Consider the following 17,852-nt stretch of genomic DNA (forward strand, 5'->3'; position numbering starts at 1 on the left):
CTGGTTATCGGGGGTACGCGGGCGAGATCGTGATGTAGCTACGACCCGGGAACCTTGGCTCGCCGCCAAGAGTTACAGGTGTGGACGATCGTGGATATCATGCAATCACCGTGTCCCTGCGGCGACACGCCATGTCTGCGTGTTGCCACTTCGGATGCATCGCGCATGCCACGGCCGGTCACGAACGACACGACGCACGCTTCCTCGCGCGGGAGCGTCGAAACCCTGGAAGGGAGGGGGCTCAATGGGGATCGTTTCCCGATTCGAACGCCGTCTCCAGGGGGCTGTCGGGGATGTGTTCGCCCGCGCCTTCGGCGGGAGCGTGGTACCCCAGGAGGTCGAGGCCGCACTGCAGCGTGAGGCCGCCGACCATGTCCAGGATCTCGGCGGGGGCCATCTCTTGGCGCCCAACAGCTACGTCATCACCGTCAACGAGTCCGATCTACGGCAGCTCGTGGCGGGTGAGGGCCAGCCGGAACGCGATCTGGCCGCGCAGGATTACGAGCTCACCAAGCGCGCATTCACCAAACATCTGCAGGATTACATCCGTGAGCAAGGGTGGCAGACCTACGGCGAAGTGCACGTGGAGTTCGAGGCATCCCCTACGCTGCACACCGGACAGTTCAGGACACGCGGCCGGGTGGATCCGGACGCGGGTGGGCGGGCAGGCCCGTCACCGGGACCTGAACGTCCACAACGACCCAACCCGCAACCAGGAGCTGGCCCCATGACGCAGAACTCAGGCTACGACCCAAGCCGTGAGCCCGCGGAGTCCGATCCGCGGAACCGCGGGTACGCGCCCCCGCCTGCGGGCCGCCCCGGGCAGCAGGGGTACGCCGATTACGGCCGCGGTGGCCAGCAGCAGGGCTACGAGCAGGGCGGCTACGGCCAGTCCGAGCAGGGCTACGGCGAGTACCAGAACGGCTACGACTACCAGCAGCAGGGCGGCGGGTACGGCCAGCAGGGCTACGCCGACCAGGGCTACGGGCAGGCGGGCTACGGCCAGTCCGAGCAGGCCTACGGCCAGCAGCCGGGCTACGCCGATCAGGCGTACGGCCAGCAGCACGGCTACGAGCAGGGCTACGCCGACCAGGGCTATGGCCAGCAGGGCTATGCCGAGCCGGGCTACGGCCAGCAGCCGGGCTACGGCCAGCCGGGCTACGCGGACCAGGGCGGCTACGGCCAGCAGGGTTACGCCGAGCCGGGCTACGGCCAGCAGGGTTACGGCCAGCAGGGCTACGACCAGTACCCGGATCAGGCCGGTTACGGCGACGAGCCGGGCTACGGGCAGCCGGGCTACGGCCAGCAGGGCGGCTACGGCGCGGGTGCCGCGCCCGCTCGCGGCGGCTCGAGCTACTCGGCCACGCTGCAGCTGGACGACGGCTCCGGGCGCACCTACCAGTTGCGCGAGGGCAGCAACATCATCGGCCGCGGCCAGGACGCGCACTTCCGACTGCCGGATACCGGAGTTTCCCGGCGGCACATCGAGGTTCGCTGGGACGGCCAGACCGCGATGCTCTCGGACCTCGGTTCGACCAATGGCACGCTGGTCAACGGGTCACCCGTCCAGGATTGGCAGCTGGCCGACGGGGATGTGATCCGCGCCGGACATTCCGAGATCCTGATCCGGATCGTCTGATCCCGTAAGCTCGCGGTGCAGGTCACGATATGGCTAGGAATTCCTCGGTCGTATCGTGATCGCAACCGGTCGACGGCCCTATGATGCTGCCAACACTCGCGGCGGAGTCTGGTCGCGCTAACCAGCAGAGCACCGACGCTGACCAGCAACACACCGGTTGGGGGTCACGGAGCCATACCTCCGTAACTTGCCCGTACCTACGACACGGTCGAACAGGAGGTGGAGCACCGTGCAGGGACTGATCCTGCAATTGACCCGTGCGGGGTTCCTGCTGTTGCTGTGGCTGTTCGTGTGGGCGGTGCTCCGGACCCTGCGCAGCGATATCTACGCGGCATCCGGCCTCCGGGTCGCGCCTCGGGCCGCAGGCGGTTCCGCGGTGCTCCCATCGTTTCGCCGGGGCCAGAAGGGCGCCAAATATCTCGTGGTGACTCAGGGTTCTCTCGCCGGTACCCGTATCTCGCTCGGCACGCAGCCGGTGCTGATCGGGCGTGCCGACGACTCCACTTTGGTCCTCACCGACGACTACGCCTCCACCCGCCACGCGCGGCTGTCTCCGCGCGGTGAGGATTGGTATGTCGAGGATCTCGGTTCCACCAATGGGACCTACCTCGACCGGTCGAAGGTCACCACTCCGGTGCGAGTTCCGCTCGGCACCCCTGTCCGTGTCGGCAAGACAGTGATCGAGCTGCGATCGTGACTCTTGTTCTCCGCTACGCAGCGCGTAGCGACCGTGGTCTCGTCCGAGCCAACAACGAGGATTCCGTCTACGCGGGCGCGCGACTGCTCGCGCTGGCCGACGGCATGGGCGGCCACGCCGCCGGTGAGGTCGCCTCGCAGCTGATGATCGCCGCGCTGGCGCATCTGGACGACGACGAACCCGGAGACGATCTGCTCGGCAAGCTCAATCGTGCTGTGCACGAGGGCAATGCCGCCATCGCCGACCAGGTCGAGGAGGAGCCGGAACTCGACGGCATGGGCACCACGCTCACCGCCATCCTGTTCGCCGGGCGCAAACTCGGCCTCGCCCACATCGGCGACTCCCGCGCCTACATGCTCCGCGAGGGTCAGCTGACCCAGATCACCCGCGACGACACCTTCGTGCAGTCGCTGGTGGACGAGGGCCGAATCACGCCGGAGCAGGCCCACACTCATCCGCAGCGCTCGCTCATCATGCGCGCGCTGACCGGCAACGAGATCGATCCCACCCTGGTGGTGCGCGAGGCGCGGGCCGGGGACCGGTACCTGCTGTGCTCGGACGGTCTCTCGGACGTGGTCAGCGACGAGACCATCGCCAACACCCTGCGCGAGGGCACCACCGACGAGGCGGCGGACCGGCTCATCGAATTGGCCCTGCGCAGTGGCGGTCCCGACAATGTGACCGTGGTGGTCGCCGACGTCATCGACCTGGACTACGGCCAGAGCCACCCCATCGTGGCGGGCGCGGCGTCGGGTGAGGACGAGGACACGCCCCCGCCGAACACCGCCGCGGGCCGGGCCGCCGCCATGCGCCCGCCGCGCGCCACCCCGCGCCGCGCGATGCAGACGCCCGAACCCGAACCGCCCAAGAAGAGTCACAAGCTGCGCTGGCTGGCGCTCTCGCTGGCCCTGCTGGTGGCCGTGGGCGCGGGTCTCACGGTGGGCTACAACATGATTCGCAGCAACTACTACGTCGGCGTGGACGGCGAGAAGGTGGTCGTGCTGCGCGGCCTGCCCGGTTCGGTGCTGGGCTACTCGATTCGCGATGTGGATCAGGTCGGATGTGTCACGCGCGCGGGCGAATTGACGCTGACCGGGGCCGGTGACAAGTTTCCCGCCGGGTGCGCCCAGTTGACCCGCAACGATCTTCGCCCCAGCGGCCGGGATTCGGTCGACAAGGGTCTGCCGCCGGGCTCGCGCGACGATGCCGTGAAGCAGATCCGCAATCTGGTGCAGACCGAGCTGCTGCCGCCGTGTGAGAAGCCGCAGCCGCCCGCGCCGAGCACCCCGGTGCCCCCGCCCGCCACCGACCCGAATCAGCCGGGCGGCGCGGTCACCACCACGCCCGCCGCGCCGACCACCCCGGCCACGCCCGGCGGCCTCACCGGCGGTGAGCGCACCGGCGAGCCCCACACCCTGGAACCCCACAAGTCCGACCAGCCGACCGCTCCTGTCACCACCACCACGGCTCCGCAGACTCCGGGGCAGAACTGCAGGATGGCGGACTGATGTCCGCACCGGCACCGCCGTCCACTGGGGCCTTCCCCAGTCCGCCCGGCGGATTCGCTCCTGCGCCGCCGCCCGCCACCCGGCGCAATGTCGAGTTGTTGCTGCTGGGTCTGGCCGCCGTCATCACGACGGTGTCGCTGGTGCTGGTGGAGGCCAGTCAGGAGCAGGCGATCACCTGGGAGATCGCCAAACTCGGTGCCGCGTATCTGGCCCTGTTCGGTGTCGCGCATCTGGCGGTGCGGCGGTTCGCGGCCTTCGCGGATCCCCTCCTACTACCGATCGCGGCGCTGCTGAACGGGTTGGGCCTGGTGATCATTCACCGCGTCGACCTAGCACAGGCCCAGGACGCCGCCTTCGCCTCCCTGCCCATCCCCTCCCCCGACGCCAACCAGCAGGTGCTGTGGACGGGGTTGGGGATGGTGGTTTTCATGGGGTTGTTGATCGCGCTGCGGGACTACCGGAGCCTGGCCCGCTACGCCTACACCCTCGGGCTGATCGGCGTGATCGCGCTGGCACTGCCCGCGGTGCTGCCGGATCGGTATTCGATGGTGAACGGCGCGAAGATCTGGATTCGCCTGCCCGGCTTCAGCGTTCAGCCCGGCGAGTTCGCCAAGATCGCGCTGATCGTGTTCTTCGCGGGCGTGCTGGTGTCCAAGCGCGACCTGTTCACCGGTGCGGGCAAGCACGTGTTCGGCATGGAGTTGCCGCGCATGCGCGATATGGGTCCGGTGCTGCTGGTGTGGATGCTCTCGGTGGGCGTGCTGGTGGTGGAGAAGGATCTGGGCACCTGCCTGCTGATCTTCTGCACGGTGCTGTGCATGCTCTACATCGCGACCGAGCGGGTGGGCTGGGTCGTGGTCGGCATGGTGCTGCTGATGATCGGATTCGTGTTCGCCTACAACATGTTCGGGCATGTGCGGGTGCGGGTGGAGACCTGGCTGCATCCCTTCGCCGACTACTCCAATACCGGCTATCAGATCTCGCAGTCGCTGTTCGGGCTGGCCACCGGCGGATTGGCCGGGACCGGGCTGGGTAGCGGGCGGCCCTCGCAGGTGCCGTTCGCCAAGACCGACTTCATCATCTCCGCGATCGGGGAGGAGCTCGGCCTGATCGGGCTGACCGCCATCCTGATGTTGTTCTGCGTGTTCACCATTCGCGGCATCCGCACCGCGCTGGCCATTCGCGACAGTTTCGGCAAGCTGCTGGCCGCGGGTCTGGCCTTCACCATCGCCATCCAGGTGTTCGTGGTGGTCGGCGGTGTCACCAAGCTGATTCCGCTGACCGGTCTCACCACGCCGTTCATGTCCTACGGCGGTTCGTCGTTGCTGGCCAACTACGTGCTGCTGGGTCTGCTGATCAAGGTGTCCGACGCCGCGCGGCGTCCGGCCCCCGCGCGCAAGCGGGCCGAGCCGGTCGTCCCGATCGCCGACGCGTCGACGCAATTGCTGCGCAAGGTAGAGGGGGGTGCCGCGTGAACACGCCTCTGCGCCGGGTGGCGCTGGCGGTCATGGTGATGATCGTCGCGCTGCTGGCCAATGCCACCTACGTGCAGGTGTTCAAGGCGGACAGCCTGCGCAACGATCCGCGCAATGTGCGCGTCCTGTTGGACGAGTACGCGCGTCAGCGCGGCCAGATCTCCGCCTCCGGCACGGTGCTGGCGAGTTCGGTGGCCACCGACGACCGCTACAAGTACCTGCGCACCTACCCGACCGATCCGCTGGCCTACGCGCCCGCCACCGGCTACTACTCGATGCAGTACGGCAGCAACGGGCTCGAGCACGCCGAGGATTCGGTGCTGAACGGTTCGGACAACAGCCTTTTCGGGCGACGGCTCATCGATATGATCTCCGGCCGGGATCCGCGCGGCGGCAATGTGGTGACCACGCTCAACCCGGTCATGCAGAAGGTGGCCTACGAGCAGCTGACCGCCAAGAACCTGACCGGTTCGGTGGTGGCCATCGAGCCGAGCACCGGTCGCATCCTGACAATGGTGTCCACGCCGTCGTACGACCCGAACCTGCTGGCCGGGCACGATGGCGCGGCGACCCAGAAGACCTGGGAGCAGCTGCAGCAGGATCCGCGCCAGCCCATGCTGAATCGCGCCGTGTCGCAGACCTATCCGCCGGGTTCGACCTTCAAGGTGATCGTGACCGCGGCCGCGCTGTCCAATGGCATCGCCAAGCCGGACGATCAGTTCACCGCCGCGCCGCGCATCACGCTGCCCGACACCGCCACCACGCTGGAGAACTACAACGGCAGCCACTGCGGTCCCGGCGACGCCCAAACCGCTTCTCTCACCGAGGCTTTCAAGTACTCGTGTAACACCGCCTTCGCGGAGCTCGGTATGAAGGTGGGCGCGGCCAAACTCAAGGACGAGGCCAACGCGTTCGGAATCGGGACCCAGCATCCCAATATTCCGATCCCGTGGGCGGACAGCACCGTCGGCACCATTCCCGACAGTGCGGCCATGGCCCAGTCCAGCATCGGACAGCGCGATGTGGCGCTCACCCCGCTCGACAACGCGGTCGTCGCGGCCACCATCGCCAATGGCGGCGTGCGGATGAAGCCGTATCTGGTGGACCAGCTGCAGGCGCCCGACCTGAGCACGCTGGAGACCACCAAGCCGACCTCGGTGGGTCAGGCGGTCACCCCGCAGGTGGCAACCCAGATCACCAATCTGATGCTGGAGTCGGAGAAGAACACACAGGGAGGGACTCAGCCGCGCTCGTACCAGATCGCGTCCAAGACCGGTACGGCCGAGCACGGCAACGATCCGCGCAACACCCCGCCGCATGCCTGGTACATCGCCTTCGCACCGGCGCAGAACCCGAAGATCGCGATCGCGGTGATCGTGGAGAACGGTGGCGACCGCGCCCTGGCCGCGACGGGCGGCTCCGTCGCCGCGCCGATCGCCCGGGCGGTGCTGGACGCCGGGCTGGGGGGCTGAACGACATGAAAGTGCAAGGTAGACAGGGTCGAGAATGCTGAACAACGGTGCGATGATCGCGGACCGGTACCGGCTGCAGCGGCTGATCGCCACCGGCGGCATGGGCCAGGTCTGGGAAGCGCTGGACACCCGGCTGGACCGCCGGGTCGCGGTGAAGGTGCTCAAGGCGGAGTTCTCCACGGATCCGACCTTCCGGCAGCGTTTCCGTACCGAGGCGCGGACCACCGCGCAGCTGAACCACCCCGGCATCGCGAGCATCTACGACTACGGCGAGACCCAGGACCCGTCCGGCGGCGAGATCGCCTACCTGGTCATGGAATACGTGCAGGGCGAACCGCTCAACGCGGTGCTGTCCCGGCTCAACCGGCTCTCGGTCGCGCAGGGTCTGGACATGCTCGAGCAGACCGGGCGCGCCTTGCAGGTCGCGCATCAGGCGGGGGTCGTGCACCGGGATGTGAAGCCGGGCAACATTCTCGTGACGCCGACCGGTCAGGTGAAGATCACCGACTTCGGCATCGCCAAGGCCGTGGACGCCTCCCCGGTCACCAAGACCGGCATGGTGATGGGCACCGCCCAGTACATCGCGCCCGAGCAGGCCACCGGCGAGGACGCCACCGCCGCCTCGGACGTGTACTCCCTCGGCGTGGTCGGCTACGAAGCCTTCTCGGGCGCACGGCCGTTCACCGGTGACGGCGCGCTGACGGTGGCCATGAAGCACGTGCGGGAGACCCCGCCGCCGCTGCCCGCCGATCTGCCGCCGAACGTCCGTGAGCTCATCGAGATCACCATGGCCAAGAATCCGGCCCAGCGCTACGCCGACGGCGGCGAGTTCGCCGACGCGGTGGCCGCGGTGCGCTCGGGCCGCAGACCCACCCCGCCCGGCGGAATTCCCATGGCGCCGTCCATGACCGGGGCCACCCGGGTGCTGCCGCCCGGGCCGACCATGATCATTCCGGGGGCCCGGGCCGATCAGGCCACCACGCGCTACGCGCCGCCGCCGCAGGCCGTGCGGCCGCCGATCGCGCCGACCGGGTCCACCACCGTGATGTCCGGTCCGCGCACGCCGGTGGGTCCGATGACCTTCACCGGCGCGGACGACAAGACCGGCGGCGGTCGGTTCACCAATGGTCAGAAGGCGATGGCCGGTCTGGCCGTCGGTGCGCTGATCCTCCTCGCCGGTGTCGGGATCGTCTTGGCCAGCAGCAATACTCACGAGTCCACGCCGCCCGCGCGGACCAGCGCGGTGGTCGCCCCGCCGGTGGCGACGCCGAGCACCACCACGCCGACACCGACCACCACGACGCGCGAACGTCCGGTGCCGCCGCCCCCGGTGACGACCTACGAGCCGCCGCCGACCACCACGCCCGAGCCGACGACCACGCCGCCGCCGACCACCACCACACCGCAGAAGACCACGACCACCGCGCCGACCACGACCTCGCAGCGACCGACCACCACCGCTCGCTGGCCCTGGCAGCAGGGCGACATACCATCATGGCCAGTGACTCCCGGTGCGAACCCCGGCGGCGCGAACCCGGGTGGCGGTGTGAGTCCGGGCAGTGACCGCAGTCCGATGTACCAGGACCCCTATTCATCCACAGTCCCGCAGCAAGGATTGCCATGACGACCCCGAAGAACCTCTCCTCCCGCTACGAGCTGGGCGAGATCATCGGGTTCGGCGGCATGTCCGAGGTCCACAAGGCTCGGGATCTGCGGCTCGGCCGCGATGTCGCGATCAAGGTGCTGCGCGCCGACCTGGCCCGCGACCCCACGTTCTATCTGCGCTTCAAGCGCGAGGCGCAGAACGCGGCCGCCCTGAACCATCCGGCCATCGTGGCGGTGTACGACACCGGCGAGGCCGAGGTGGACGGCGGCCCGCTGCCCTACATCGTCATGGAGTACGTGGACGGTGACACCCTGCGCGACATCGTGCGCGGCAAGGGTCCGCTGCCGCCCCGGCGCGCCATGGAGGTCATCGCCGATGTGTGTGCGGCGCTGGACTTCTCGCACCGCAACGGCATCGTCCACCGGGACATGAAGCCCGCCAACATCATGATCAACCGGGCGGGCGCGGTGAAGGTGATGGACTTCGGCATCGCCCGCGCCATCGCCGACAGCTCCAATCCCATGACGCAGACGGCGGCCGTCATCGGCACCGCCCAGTACCTCTCGCCGGAGCAGGCCCGCGGCGAGCAGGTGGACGCCCGCTCGGACGTGTACTCGGTGGGCTGTGTGCTCTACGAGATCCTCACCGGCGAACCGCCTTTCACCGGCGATTCCCCGGTCGCGGTGGCCTACCAGCACGTGCGGGAGGATCCGCGGCTGCCGTCGCAGGTGCATCCGGGCGTGCCGCGCGAACTCGACTCGGTGATTCTCAAGGCCATGAGCAAGAACCCGGCCAACCGGTATCAGACGGCCGCGGAAATGCGCGCCGACCTGATCCGGGTGCTGGGCGGGCAGAAGCCCACCGCGCCCATGATCATGACCGACGAGGACCGCAGCTTCGACGACGAACTGCCGCCGCCGCGCAGCTACCGCACCGTCGAACGCCGCGACGACACCACCGAACAGGAGATCGTCGAGGCGAATCCGCGCCGCCGCACCGCGCTCATCGCCATCCTGGCCGCGGCCGCCGTCGCGGTGGTGGGCGTGCTGGGCTGGATGCTCATCGGGCCGGGCTCGCGGCCGGATCAGGTCACGGTGCCGGACGTGGCCAATCAGAATTATCAGCTGGCGCAACGGGATCTGGAGAAGGCCGGTTTCACGGTCGCCATCCAGCAGAAGAACGATCCCAAGGTGGCGCAGGGCAATGTCATCGCCACCCAGCCGCTGGGCGGTTCCCGGGTCGCCAAGGGCAGCACCGTCACCATTCAGGTGTCGGCCGGGCCGCAGCAGGTGCCGGTGCCGAAGCTGGCCGGGCTCACCCAGCAGCAGGCCGAGCAGACCCTGAATTCGCAAGGGCTGCGCCTGAATCCGGATGTGAAGCACGAGGCATCGGCCGCCGAGGACAAGGACAAGGTCGTCTCGCAGACCCCCGACGCGGGACAGAAGGCCGACTCCGACAGCCAGATCACCATCACCCTCGGCTCCGGCCCGGACAAGGTGCGGGTGCCCGATGTGGTGGGCCAGAGCATCGATGTCGCGCAGTCCACGCTGGCCGACACCGCCGGATTCAAGGTGACCGTCCAGGAGGTGCCGAACAACCAGCCCAAGGGCACGGTCATCGCCACCAATCCGGCCGCGGGCACCCAGGCCGACAAGGGGTCCAGCATTACCGTGCAGGTCTCCAGCGGCGACCAGTTGACCATGCCGGATCTACGCGGCCTGACCCCGGCGCAGGCCGTGGACATGTTGCGGCAGAAGGGCTGGAACGGTCAGATGAGCCAGAACACCATGAGCACGCTGAACGCGGGCGAGGTGGGGCGCATCCTGGCCCAGCAGCCCACCGCGGGCTCGGCGCTGGGCAAGACGCAGACCGTGACGATCACGACCGGTGTGCTGTCGCTCGGCCCGCCGTGATGCCGTCGTCCTGATGTGCAGCGCAAGGGGTCCCGGGCATTGCCCGGGGCCCCTTGTTTCATGTGAAACCTTCGCGATTGAAAACTAAAGGCGCAGATGCCGGTTCATCGACATCGCCTCGTCGGCCAGATCGTCCAGTTCGACGACCTCCACCCCGTGCTCGCGCAGCTTCTCCACGCCCACACAGTTGTCGACGAAGGTGGCGGGCTCGCGCCAGGCGATGACCACCCGCCGAATCCCCGCCGCCAGAATGCGATCCGTGCACGGCGACCGATCCTGACTGGCACGCTGCGAGCAGGGTTCCAGGGTGCTGTAGAGGGTGGCGTGCGGCAGCCGCGGATCGTCCGGCTCCAGCTTGTTCAGCGCCGATTCCTCCGCGTGCACCTTCTCATCGGTCTCCCGCGACCAACCGTGCTCGATCTCCACCCCGTCCGCGCCCACGATCACCGCGCCCACCGCGAAGGCGGTATCGCTGTGCGGGCACAGCCGTGCCAGACCGATGGCATGGCGCATCCATCCGCGATCCAGGCGCGCCTCATCCGACATCGGAATCCTCCTTGGGCAGATAGCGCAGCAACGCGATATCACCGATGCGGCCGACATCGGCCAACTGCATACGGTGATTCGGCCCGCCCGGGAAGGCGGCGGGCCCGAGAAAGCGCGGGGCCGCCGGATCACCGACCACCAAAGGCGCGACGGCCATCCAGATCTCATCGGCCAGACCGGCGGACAGCAACGCGGTGTGGATGGAACCGCCGCCCTCGACCATGAGCCGCGCGACACCGCGTTTGCCCAGATCGTCGAGGAGTTCCCCGAAATCGATTGCCGCGCCCAGGGATACGACCTCGGCCAAGCCGTGCAAGGTGTCACCGATCCGGACGGCCCCGGAATCGGTGGTGTAGACCAGCCGTTCACCGCCGCTGTGCCAGAAGCGCAGCGCCGGATCGAGATCGCCACCGGCGGTGACGATCACGCGCACCGGGTGGTCCGGCTTGCCCGCCGCGACCCGATGCAGCCGCCGGTCGGCGCTATTGACCAGCAGGCGCGGATTGTCCCGCCGCAGGGTTTCCGCGCCGATGAGGATGGCATCCGAGTCGGCGCGCAGGGCATCCACGCGATCGAAATCGGCCGCGTTGGAGAGCATCAGGCGATCCGGGCTCGCGTCGTCGATGTACCCGTCGATGCTGACGGCCACCGACAACATGACATGCGGCCTCATGACGCCAGCGCCGCTACCTCCGCCTCCAGGGTCTGCACCAGTCCCTCCGCCGGACGCGCGCCGCACACGCCCAGCCAGTTGGCGAGCATGCGGTGCCCGCCCTGGGTGAGCACGGATTCGGGGTGGAACTGCACACCGTGGATGGGCAGATCGCGATGCCGCAGGGCCATGACGATGCCGGATTCGGTGCGGCCCAGCACCTCCAGCTCCGGCGGCATGGTCTCCTCGAGGACGGTCAACGAGTGGTAGCGGGTGGCGGTGAAGGGGTCGGGCAGCCCGGCCAGCACGCCCGCGCCGATGTGGAAGACCTCACTGGTCTTGCCGTGCAGCAGTTCGGGGGCGCGGGTCACGGTCGCGCCGAACGCCTCACCGATGGCCTGATGCCCCAGGCACACCCCGAGCAGTGGGGTGCCGTGCTTCGCGGCGGCGTGCACCAGCGGAATGCTCGCGCCCGCGCGATCCGGACTGCCCGGCCCGGGGCTGATCAACACCCCGTCGAAATCCCGCACGACCTGATCCACATCCGCGAGCCGATCATCGTCGTTGCGCCAGACCTCGGCATCCACACCCAACTGTCCGAGATACTGAACCAGGTTGAACACGAAGCTGTCGTAGTTGTCGACGACCAGTACACGCATGATTCGAGAGTAGTTGCCCCGGCGCGCGCCGTCGCATGCAATACCGCCGAACCGTGTCACCACAATCGCCGGGACTCCCCGGCGACGCTTTCCACAGCGTTGCCGGGATAATGTCTACGCAGACAGAACGCCGATAACGAGGACGTCATGCCTAAGTCGAAGGTCCGGAAGAAGACGGATTACACGATCAACCCGTCCAGCCGCACGCCCGTGCGCGTGAAATCGGCCGGTCCGTCGCCGGTTTGGTACGTGGCCATCATGCTGGGCTTCATGCTGGCGGGGCTGGCCTGGCTGCTGGTCTACTACCTGGCCAATGAGCACATCGGCTGGATGAGCGATCTGGGCGCGTGGAACTTCCTGATCGGTTTCGGCCTCATGGTGGTCGGCCTGATCATGACCATGCGCTGGCGTTAACTCTCCGCGTGAGTGTCTTACATCATTGTTATTCATACACACCTGTGGATGACCTTGTGGACAACTCGAGGAGGGAGTGGGGACAGTGACAGCGACCGATCCCTCCTCCCGCCTGGCCTGGTCCACCCCCGGGGCCGCGCTCGCGGCCTGCGGCATCGGCGGCATCGCGCTGGCCGTGGCCGCTTTTCTCTCGAACGACGGTCCCGGCCGCCTGCTCATCGGGCTGGCCGCGCTGGGGCTGCTCTTCCTGACCGGCATGGGTCTGCGGCAGCGGCCGCGGCTCTCGGTCGAACCCGGTAACCCTGTGCATATCGTGGTGCGCGGACTGGCCGGGCCGCAGCGCTACACACCCCAGCAGATCCTCCGCGTCCGCGTGGTGAACTATCGGCGACTCGGTCGCCGCATGCCCATGCTGGAGATGGACGTGGATCACGACGGGGACGAGAAGCTCATCATCTTCGGCCGCTGGGATCTGGGCGCGCACCCCGAGGACGTGCTCGAGGTGCTGCGCATTCACCTGTCGCGCTAGACAGGCAGGTACGGGAGCACCGGCCCCGAGGGCGCGGTGAGCACCGCGACCAGGATCGCGATCACACCGACCGCGGCGACCGCCGCCCAGCCGATGTTCATGGCCGTCTTGGGGTTTCGCGCCCCCGCCCACCTCGGGAGGTAGAGGACGCCGGTGGTGGCGACCGTCCCGGCCAGCAGGCCACCCAGGTGCGCCCAGATCGAGATGCCCGGCACCGCGAAGGTGATGAACAGGTTGATCACCAGCAGAACGGCGATCTGGGTGAGGTTCTGCCGGGTGCGGAGCATGATCACGGCCACCGCGCCGAAAATGCCGAAGATCGCGCCCGACGCGCCGCCGGAATGGCTCTGCGCACCGTAGAGCGCGATCACCGCCGCCGAACCGCCCAGCAGCGACACCAGATAGACGGCCAGAAACCGCGCCCGCCCCAAGGCCACCTCGCAGTAGGGCCCGAGCATGTAGAGCGAGAACATGTTGGCCAGCAGGTGAATCGGACCGTAGTGCACGAATCCGGAGGTGATCACCCGGAACCATTCGCCATTGCCGACCTGGACGGGCACCAGTTCCAGGCTTCGGAGCAGGCTCGAGAGATCGTTGTTCGTCACGCTCTTCGCCTGGAAGGCGGTGGCGGCGAAGACAATCACATTGATCGCGATCAGCGCGTAGGTGACGTACGGGGTCGGTATCCGCGACACCTGTGTCCCGGCCGCGTTGCGCACCGGTCGAATGTCACTGCGTCCCTGCCGCACACACTCCACGCAGTGCTGTCCGACCGCGGCGGCGGTCAGACACTCCGGGCAGGCCGGTCGCCCGCACCTGGTGCAGGCCAGACCGGTGGGCCGGTCCGGGTGGCGGTAGCAGGTCGGTGCGGGCGGCTGGGGCTGCATGGGAATTCTCTTCGGGTCCGGCGTCGAGTCAGGAGATGGTGATGCTGTTGATCACGACCTCGTCCTTGGGCCGGTCGTTGCGGTCGGTGGCGGTCGCGGCGATGGCGTCGACCACCTTGCGGGAATCGGGGTCGAGGACCTCACCGAAGATGGTGTGCCGCCGGTTCAGGTGCGGTTGCGCGCCGACGGTGATGAAGAACTGGGAGCCGTTGGTGCCCGGTCCGGCATTGGCCATGGCCAGCAGGTAGCCGCGGTCGAAGCGCAGTTCCGGGTGGAACTCGTCCTTGAATTCGTAGCCGGGCCCGCCGCGGCCGGTGCCGGTCGGGTCGCCGCCCTGAATCATGAATCCGTCGATCACCCGGTGGAAGACCGCGCCGTCGTAGAACGGGCCCGAGTCGGTCCCGGACGCGTTCTTGGTGGTGTACGGCGCGGAACCGTCGGCCAGGCCGATGAAGTTCGCGACCGTCTTGGGGGCGTGGTTACCGAAGAGCGAGATCTTGATGTCCCCGTGGTTGGTGTGCAGCGTGGCCACGGCGGTCTGATTCGGTGAGGTCACGCCCGCCATCGTAGGTGCAGGCCGGATCTACACCCCGAATCGGCACACTCCCAGCAGCCGGAATCGCCGCACACTGTGATTCCCTGCCCGAATTCGGGCAGAAAAGTGGCGGAACTGGTCGCGGCATGGCAAGTTCGGTCGGGTGAATGACGGGGTTCCGGCCGATCTGGTCCGCCATGTGGCGGCCTCCACCGGCCTGCCGCCCGCCGTCGCGGCCCGCGTGGTCGCCGACGTCGCCGGATACTTCGACGAGACCGCCGAGCAGTTCGTGCGCCGCAGACATGCCGAACTCCAGGCCCGCCAGGTCCGCAATGCCGAGATCTGGCAGCGCCTGGCCGACGAACTCGCGCAGCGCCCGGTGGCCGCCCCCGAATTCACCGAACGACAACTGCGTCGCATCGTCTACGGGTAGGAGTCCGTCGCGCAATGTGTGGAATCGTCGGGTACATCGGACACCGTGAGTCCGTCCCGGTCCTGCTGGAGGGCCTGCACCGGCTCGAATACCGGGGCTACGACTCGGCCGGGCTGGCCGTGCCGCACCGGGGCCGCCTGCGCGTCACCAAGACCCAGGGCCGGGTCCAGGACCTGCGCGACCGGGTCGACGCCGAGGGCGCGCGGCTGAAGGGCAATGTCGGCATCGCCCACACCCGCTGGGCCACCCACGGCGAGCCCTCCGACGCCAACGCGCACCCGCACCTGGACGGCTCCGGCCGGATCGCGGTGGTGCACAACGGAATCGTGGAGAACGCCGAGGAGCTGCGCGCCGCGCTCACGGCCGAGGGCGTGGAATTCGTCTCCGACACCGACACCGAGGCCATCGCGCACCTGGTGGCCGCCGCCCTGGACGGCACCGATTCGCTCGAGGACGCGGTCCGCACCGCCCTGCACCGGGTCGAGGGCACCTACGGCCTGCTGGTGCTCGACGCCCGCCGCCCCGACGAACTGGTGGTGGCCCGCAACGGCTCCCCCATCGTGCTCGGCGTCGGCGACGGCGAGATGTTCGTGGCCTCCGACGTGGCCGCCCTGGTGCACCACACCCAGCGCGTGGTGTTCCTCGACGACGGCGAGCTGGCCACCGTGCGCGCGGGCGAATTCCGCACCAGCACACTGGGTCTCGAGGCGCGCCGCACCGACAAGATCCCGACCACCATCGAGATGGCGGCCGAGGATTACGCGCTGGGCGGGTACCCGGACTTCATGCGCAAGGAAATGGCCGAACAGCCCGACGCCGTGCGCCGGGCCCTGCGCGGCCGCCTCGACGAACGCTTCGCCACCGCCGTGCTGGGCGGGCTCAATATGGACGCGCGCGAACTGCGCGGCATCAGCAAGGTGGTGTTCCTGGGCTGCGGCTCGGCCTACTACGCGGGCCAGCTCGGCGCGCAGCTGGTCGAGGAGCTGGCCCGGATTCCGGCCACCGCCGAACCGGCCTCGGAATTCCGCTACCGCAATCCGGTGGTGGATCCCGACGCGCTGTACATCGCCATCAGCCAGTCCGGCGAGACGCTGGATACCCTTGCGGCCGTTCAGGAATTGCAGCGCAAGGGCGGCCGGGTGATCGGCGCGGTGAACGTGGTCGGCAGCGCCATCGCCCGCGAATGCGGTGCGGGCGTGTTCCTGCACGCGGGCCCGGAGGTGTCGGTCGCCTCCACCAAGGCGCTCACCAATATGACGGTCTCCTTCGCCATGTTGGCGCTGCTGCTGGGCCGGGTGCGCGATCTGTCGGCGGCCGGGGGCGAGCGCATCGTGTCCGGGCTGCGCGCGCTGCCCGACGCCATCGACGCGGTGCTCGCCGACGACGCGTCCATCGCCGAGATCGCGACCCGATACGCCAAGGCGCGCAGCATGTTCTTCATCGGCCGGGTGCGCGCCTGGCCGGTGGCGCGCGAGGGCGCGCAGAAGCTCAAGGAGATCTCCTACATTCACGCCGAGGCGTATCAGGGCTCCGAGCTCAAGCACGGCCCGCTGGCGCTCATCGACGCGGAGATGCCGAGCATCGTGCTGGTGCCCGACGACGAACTGCTGGCCAAGAACATCACCACCATCGAGCAGATCAAGGCGCGCGGCGGACCGGTCATCGCGGTCACCAATGCCGAGCTGCCGGATGAGTTGGCGGACGCGGTGATTCGGGTGCCGCGGGTGTGCGCGGAACTCGACCCGATCATCCTGACGATTCCGCTGCAGCTGCTGGCGTATCACACCGCCATGGCGCTGGGGCGGGACGTGGACAAGCCACGCAACCTTGCCAAGAGCGTCACGGTCGAGTGAGGCCGAGGGGTGTGAGGGCTAGGCCCCACACCCCCATCCGTGCACGAATTCCCTTGCTGTGCCAGCATGGTCGGATGGAGCTGGGGAGCGTTCGTAACAAGGTCATCGTGGCCGCCCTGATCGCGATTGCGGGCGGCGTCATAGCGTTCTTCGTGAGCAAGCGCCCGCAGCCGCCCGCACCGGCCCCGGAGCCGCCGCGCCTGGGCTACTCGCGCAACGGCTCCGCACCGACGCCGGACCTGTCAGCGGCTCACTGATTTTTTGTACTGCCGCAATGCCAGCGGCACGAAGATCGCCAGAATCACGACCACCCAGATGAGGGTGGTCGCGACCGGATGCCGCATGGGCCACACGTCCGGGGTTTGCGCCAGCGGACTGGTATTGCCGAACAGGACACGCGTCGCCTGCGTCACCGCGGATACCGGATTCCACTCCGCGATCACGCGCAGCACGGTGGGCAGATTCTCCGACGGCACAAAGGTGTTCGCGATAAAGGTGAGCGGGAAGATCACCATGAAGCTGGCGTTGTTGAAGACCTCCGGCGCCCGCACCAGCAGGCCCACCACGGCCATCATCCACGACACCGCGTACGCGAACAGCAGCAACAGCACGTAGGCCAGCACCGCGTCCAGGAACGAGCCGCGGATGCGCCAGCCCACCAGCAGACCGGTCAGCGACATGACCACCAGACTCACCACATTGATCACCACATCGGCGACCGTGCGCCCGATGAGCACCGCCGACGGGGCCATGGGCAGCGACCGGAAGCGGTCGATGATGCCCTTCTGCATGTCCTCGGCCAGACTCGAGCCGGTGAAGGTCGCGCCGAACACCACGGTCTGGGCGAAGATGCCCGCGATCAGGAATTCGCGATACGAGGTGCCCTGCAGCTTGATCGCCGAACCGAAGACGTAGGCGAACAGCAGCACGAACATGATCGGCGACAGCGTCGAGAAGATGAGCACGTCCGGGACGCGGCGAATCTTGATGACATTGCGCTTGGTGACGGTCACGCTGTCGGTGACCACCATGGC

The 17,852-nt window shown here is 68.2% G+C and carries 18 protein-coding genes; 12 read left to right on the top strand and 6 right to left on the bottom strand.

Annotated elements, in window-relative coordinates; translation table 11 throughout:
* Window positions 1-244 precede the first annotated feature (244 nt).
* The 7 genes from VMT40_RS05895 to pknB all read left to right on the top strand — a co-directional run bounded on the left by VMT40_RS05895 (window position 245) and on the right by pknB (window position 10,310).
* Window positions 245-1,639 carry a DUF3662 and FHA domain-containing protein gene (locus VMT40_RS05895; RefSeq protein WP_326356903.1) on the top strand — a complete coding sequence of 465 codons (1,395 nt, stop codon included), beginning with the start codon at window positions 245-247 and terminating at the stop codon, window positions 1,637-1,639.
* Window positions 1,640-1,868: 229 nt separating this feature from the next.
* Window positions 1,869-2,336 carry an FHA domain-containing protein FhaB/FipA gene (locus VMT40_RS05900; protein ID WP_040862589.1) on the top strand — a complete coding sequence of 156 codons (468 nt, stop codon included), beginning with the start codon at window positions 1,869-1,871 and terminating at the stop codon, window positions 2,334-2,336.
* Window positions 2,333-3,844 carry a protein phosphatase 2C domain-containing protein gene (locus VMT40_RS05905; protein ID WP_326356904.1) on the top strand — a complete coding sequence of 504 codons (1,512 nt, stop codon included), beginning with the start codon at window positions 2,333-2,335 and terminating at the stop codon, window positions 3,842-3,844. Before VMT40_RS05900 ends, VMT40_RS05905 begins: the two co-directional genes overlap by 4 nt.
* Window positions 3,844-5,319: an FtsW/RodA/SpoVE family cell cycle protein gene (locus VMT40_RS05910; protein ID WP_326356905.1), complete on the top strand. Its 1,476-nt coding sequence runs from the start codon at window positions 3,844-3,846 to the stop codon at window positions 5,317-5,319. Before VMT40_RS05905 ends, VMT40_RS05910 begins: the two co-directional genes overlap by 1 nt.
* A complete protein-coding gene (locus tag VMT40_RS05915; RefSeq protein ID WP_326356906.1) occupies window positions 5,316-6,791 on the top strand; it encodes a peptidoglycan D,D-transpeptidase FtsI family protein in 1,476 nt (491 codons plus the stop codon). The genes VMT40_RS05910 and VMT40_RS05915 overlap by 4 nt, the downstream gene beginning before the upstream one ends.
* 34 nt (window positions 6,792-6,825) lie before the next feature.
* Entirely contained in the window at window positions 6,826-8,415 is a 1,590-nt protein-coding gene (locus VMT40_RS05920) for a protein kinase domain-containing protein (RefSeq protein WP_326356907.1), read from the top strand.
* Window positions 8,412-10,310, top strand: coding sequence for a Stk1 family PASTA domain-containing Ser/Thr kinase (pknB, locus tag VMT40_RS05925; protein ID WP_326356908.1), 1,899 nt, complete (start codon window positions 8,412-8,414; stop codon window positions 10,308-10,310). The genes VMT40_RS05920 and pknB overlap by 4 nt, the downstream gene beginning before the upstream one ends.
* A gap of 84 nt (window positions 10,311-10,394) precedes the next feature.
* Here pknB and VMT40_RS05930 read toward each other — a convergent pair whose 3' ends face one another.
* The 3 genes from VMT40_RS05930 to VMT40_RS05940 are packed head-to-tail and all read right to left on the bottom strand — an operon-like array spanning window position 10,395 to window position 12,167.
* Window positions 10,395-10,856 (bottom strand): dCMP deaminase, encoded by a 462-nt coding sequence (locus VMT40_RS05930; RefSeq protein ID WP_326356909.1) that lies wholly within the window; start codon window positions 10,854-10,856, stop codon window positions 10,395-10,397.
* Window positions 10,846-11,514 carry a RibD family protein gene (locus tag VMT40_RS05935; RefSeq protein ID WP_326357213.1) on the bottom strand — a complete coding sequence of 223 codons (669 nt, stop codon included), beginning with the start codon at window positions 11,512-11,514 and terminating at the stop codon, window positions 10,846-10,848. The genes VMT40_RS05930 and VMT40_RS05935 overlap by 11 nt, the downstream gene beginning before the upstream one ends.
* A gap of 11 nt (window positions 11,515-11,525) precedes the next feature.
* Window positions 11,526-12,167, bottom strand: a complete 642-nt coding sequence (locus VMT40_RS05940; RefSeq protein ID WP_326356910.1) for an aminodeoxychorismate/anthranilate synthase component II — start codon at window positions 12,165-12,167, stop codon at window positions 11,526-11,528.
* 147 nt (window positions 12,168-12,314) lie between these two features.
* Here VMT40_RS05940 and crgA point away from each other — a divergent pair, with 147 nt between their 5' ends.
* Together crgA and VMT40_RS05950 are read left to right on the top strand one after the other, a co-directional pair.
* Window positions 12,315-12,581, top strand: coding sequence for a cell division protein CrgA (crgA, locus tag VMT40_RS05945; RefSeq protein WP_326312713.1), 267 nt, complete (start codon window positions 12,315-12,317; stop codon window positions 12,579-12,581).
* Between the two features lie 85 nt (window positions 12,582-12,666).
* Window positions 12,667-13,110 (top strand): PH domain-containing protein, encoded by a 444-nt coding sequence (locus tag VMT40_RS05950; RefSeq protein WP_326356911.1) that lies wholly within the window; start codon window positions 12,667-12,669, stop codon window positions 13,108-13,110.
* Here VMT40_RS05950 and VMT40_RS05955 read toward each other — a convergent pair.
* Entirely contained in the window at window positions 13,107-13,997 is an 891-nt protein-coding gene (locus VMT40_RS05955) for a rhomboid family intramembrane serine protease (protein ID WP_326356912.1), read from the bottom strand. The two genes, VMT40_RS05950 and VMT40_RS05955, sit on opposite strands and share 4 nt — an antisense overlap.
* 28 nt (window positions 13,998-14,025) lie before the next feature.
* Window positions 14,026-14,562, bottom strand: a complete 537-nt coding sequence (locus VMT40_RS05960; protein ID WP_326356913.1) for a peptidylprolyl isomerase — start codon at window positions 14,560-14,562, stop codon at window positions 14,026-14,028.
* A gap of 133 nt (window positions 14,563-14,695) precedes the next feature.
* Here VMT40_RS05960 and VMT40_RS05965 point away from each other — a divergent pair, with 133 nt between their 5' ends.
* From VMT40_RS05965 to VMT40_RS05975, 3 genes are all read left to right on the top strand, one after another.
* The gene (locus VMT40_RS05965) at window positions 14,696-14,965 is read left to right on the top strand and encodes a hypothetical protein (RefSeq protein WP_326356914.1); all 270 of its coding nucleotides are present in this window, start codon (window positions 14,696-14,698) and stop codon (window positions 14,963-14,965) included.
* 14 nt (window positions 14,966-14,979) lie between these two features.
* Window positions 14,980-16,818, top strand: coding sequence for a glutamine--fructose-6-phosphate transaminase (isomerizing) (gene glmS / locus VMT40_RS05970; protein WP_326356915.1), 1,839 nt, complete (start codon window positions 14,980-14,982; stop codon window positions 16,816-16,818).
* A gap of 74 nt (window positions 16,819-16,892) precedes the next feature.
* Window positions 16,893-17,075: a hypothetical protein gene (locus VMT40_RS05975; RefSeq protein WP_326312719.1), complete on the top strand. Its 183-nt coding sequence runs from the start codon at window positions 16,893-16,895 to the stop codon at window positions 17,073-17,075.
* On the opposite strand, the gene VMT40_RS05980 is transcribed toward VMT40_RS05975, so the two are convergent.
* The gene (locus VMT40_RS05980; protein ID WP_326357214.1) at window positions 17,061-17,849 is read right to left on the bottom strand and encodes an ABC transporter permease; all 789 of its coding nucleotides are present in this window, start codon (window positions 17,847-17,849) and stop codon (window positions 17,061-17,063) included. The genes VMT40_RS05975 and VMT40_RS05980 overlap by 15 nt on opposite strands.
* Between the last annotated feature and the right edge of the window lie 3 nt (window positions 17,850-17,852).

The organism is Nocardia sp. CDC160 (assembly GCF_035818795.1).
In the GTDB taxonomy this organism is placed as follows: Bacteria; Actinomycetota; Actinomycetes; order Mycobacteriales; family Mycobacteriaceae; genus Nocardia.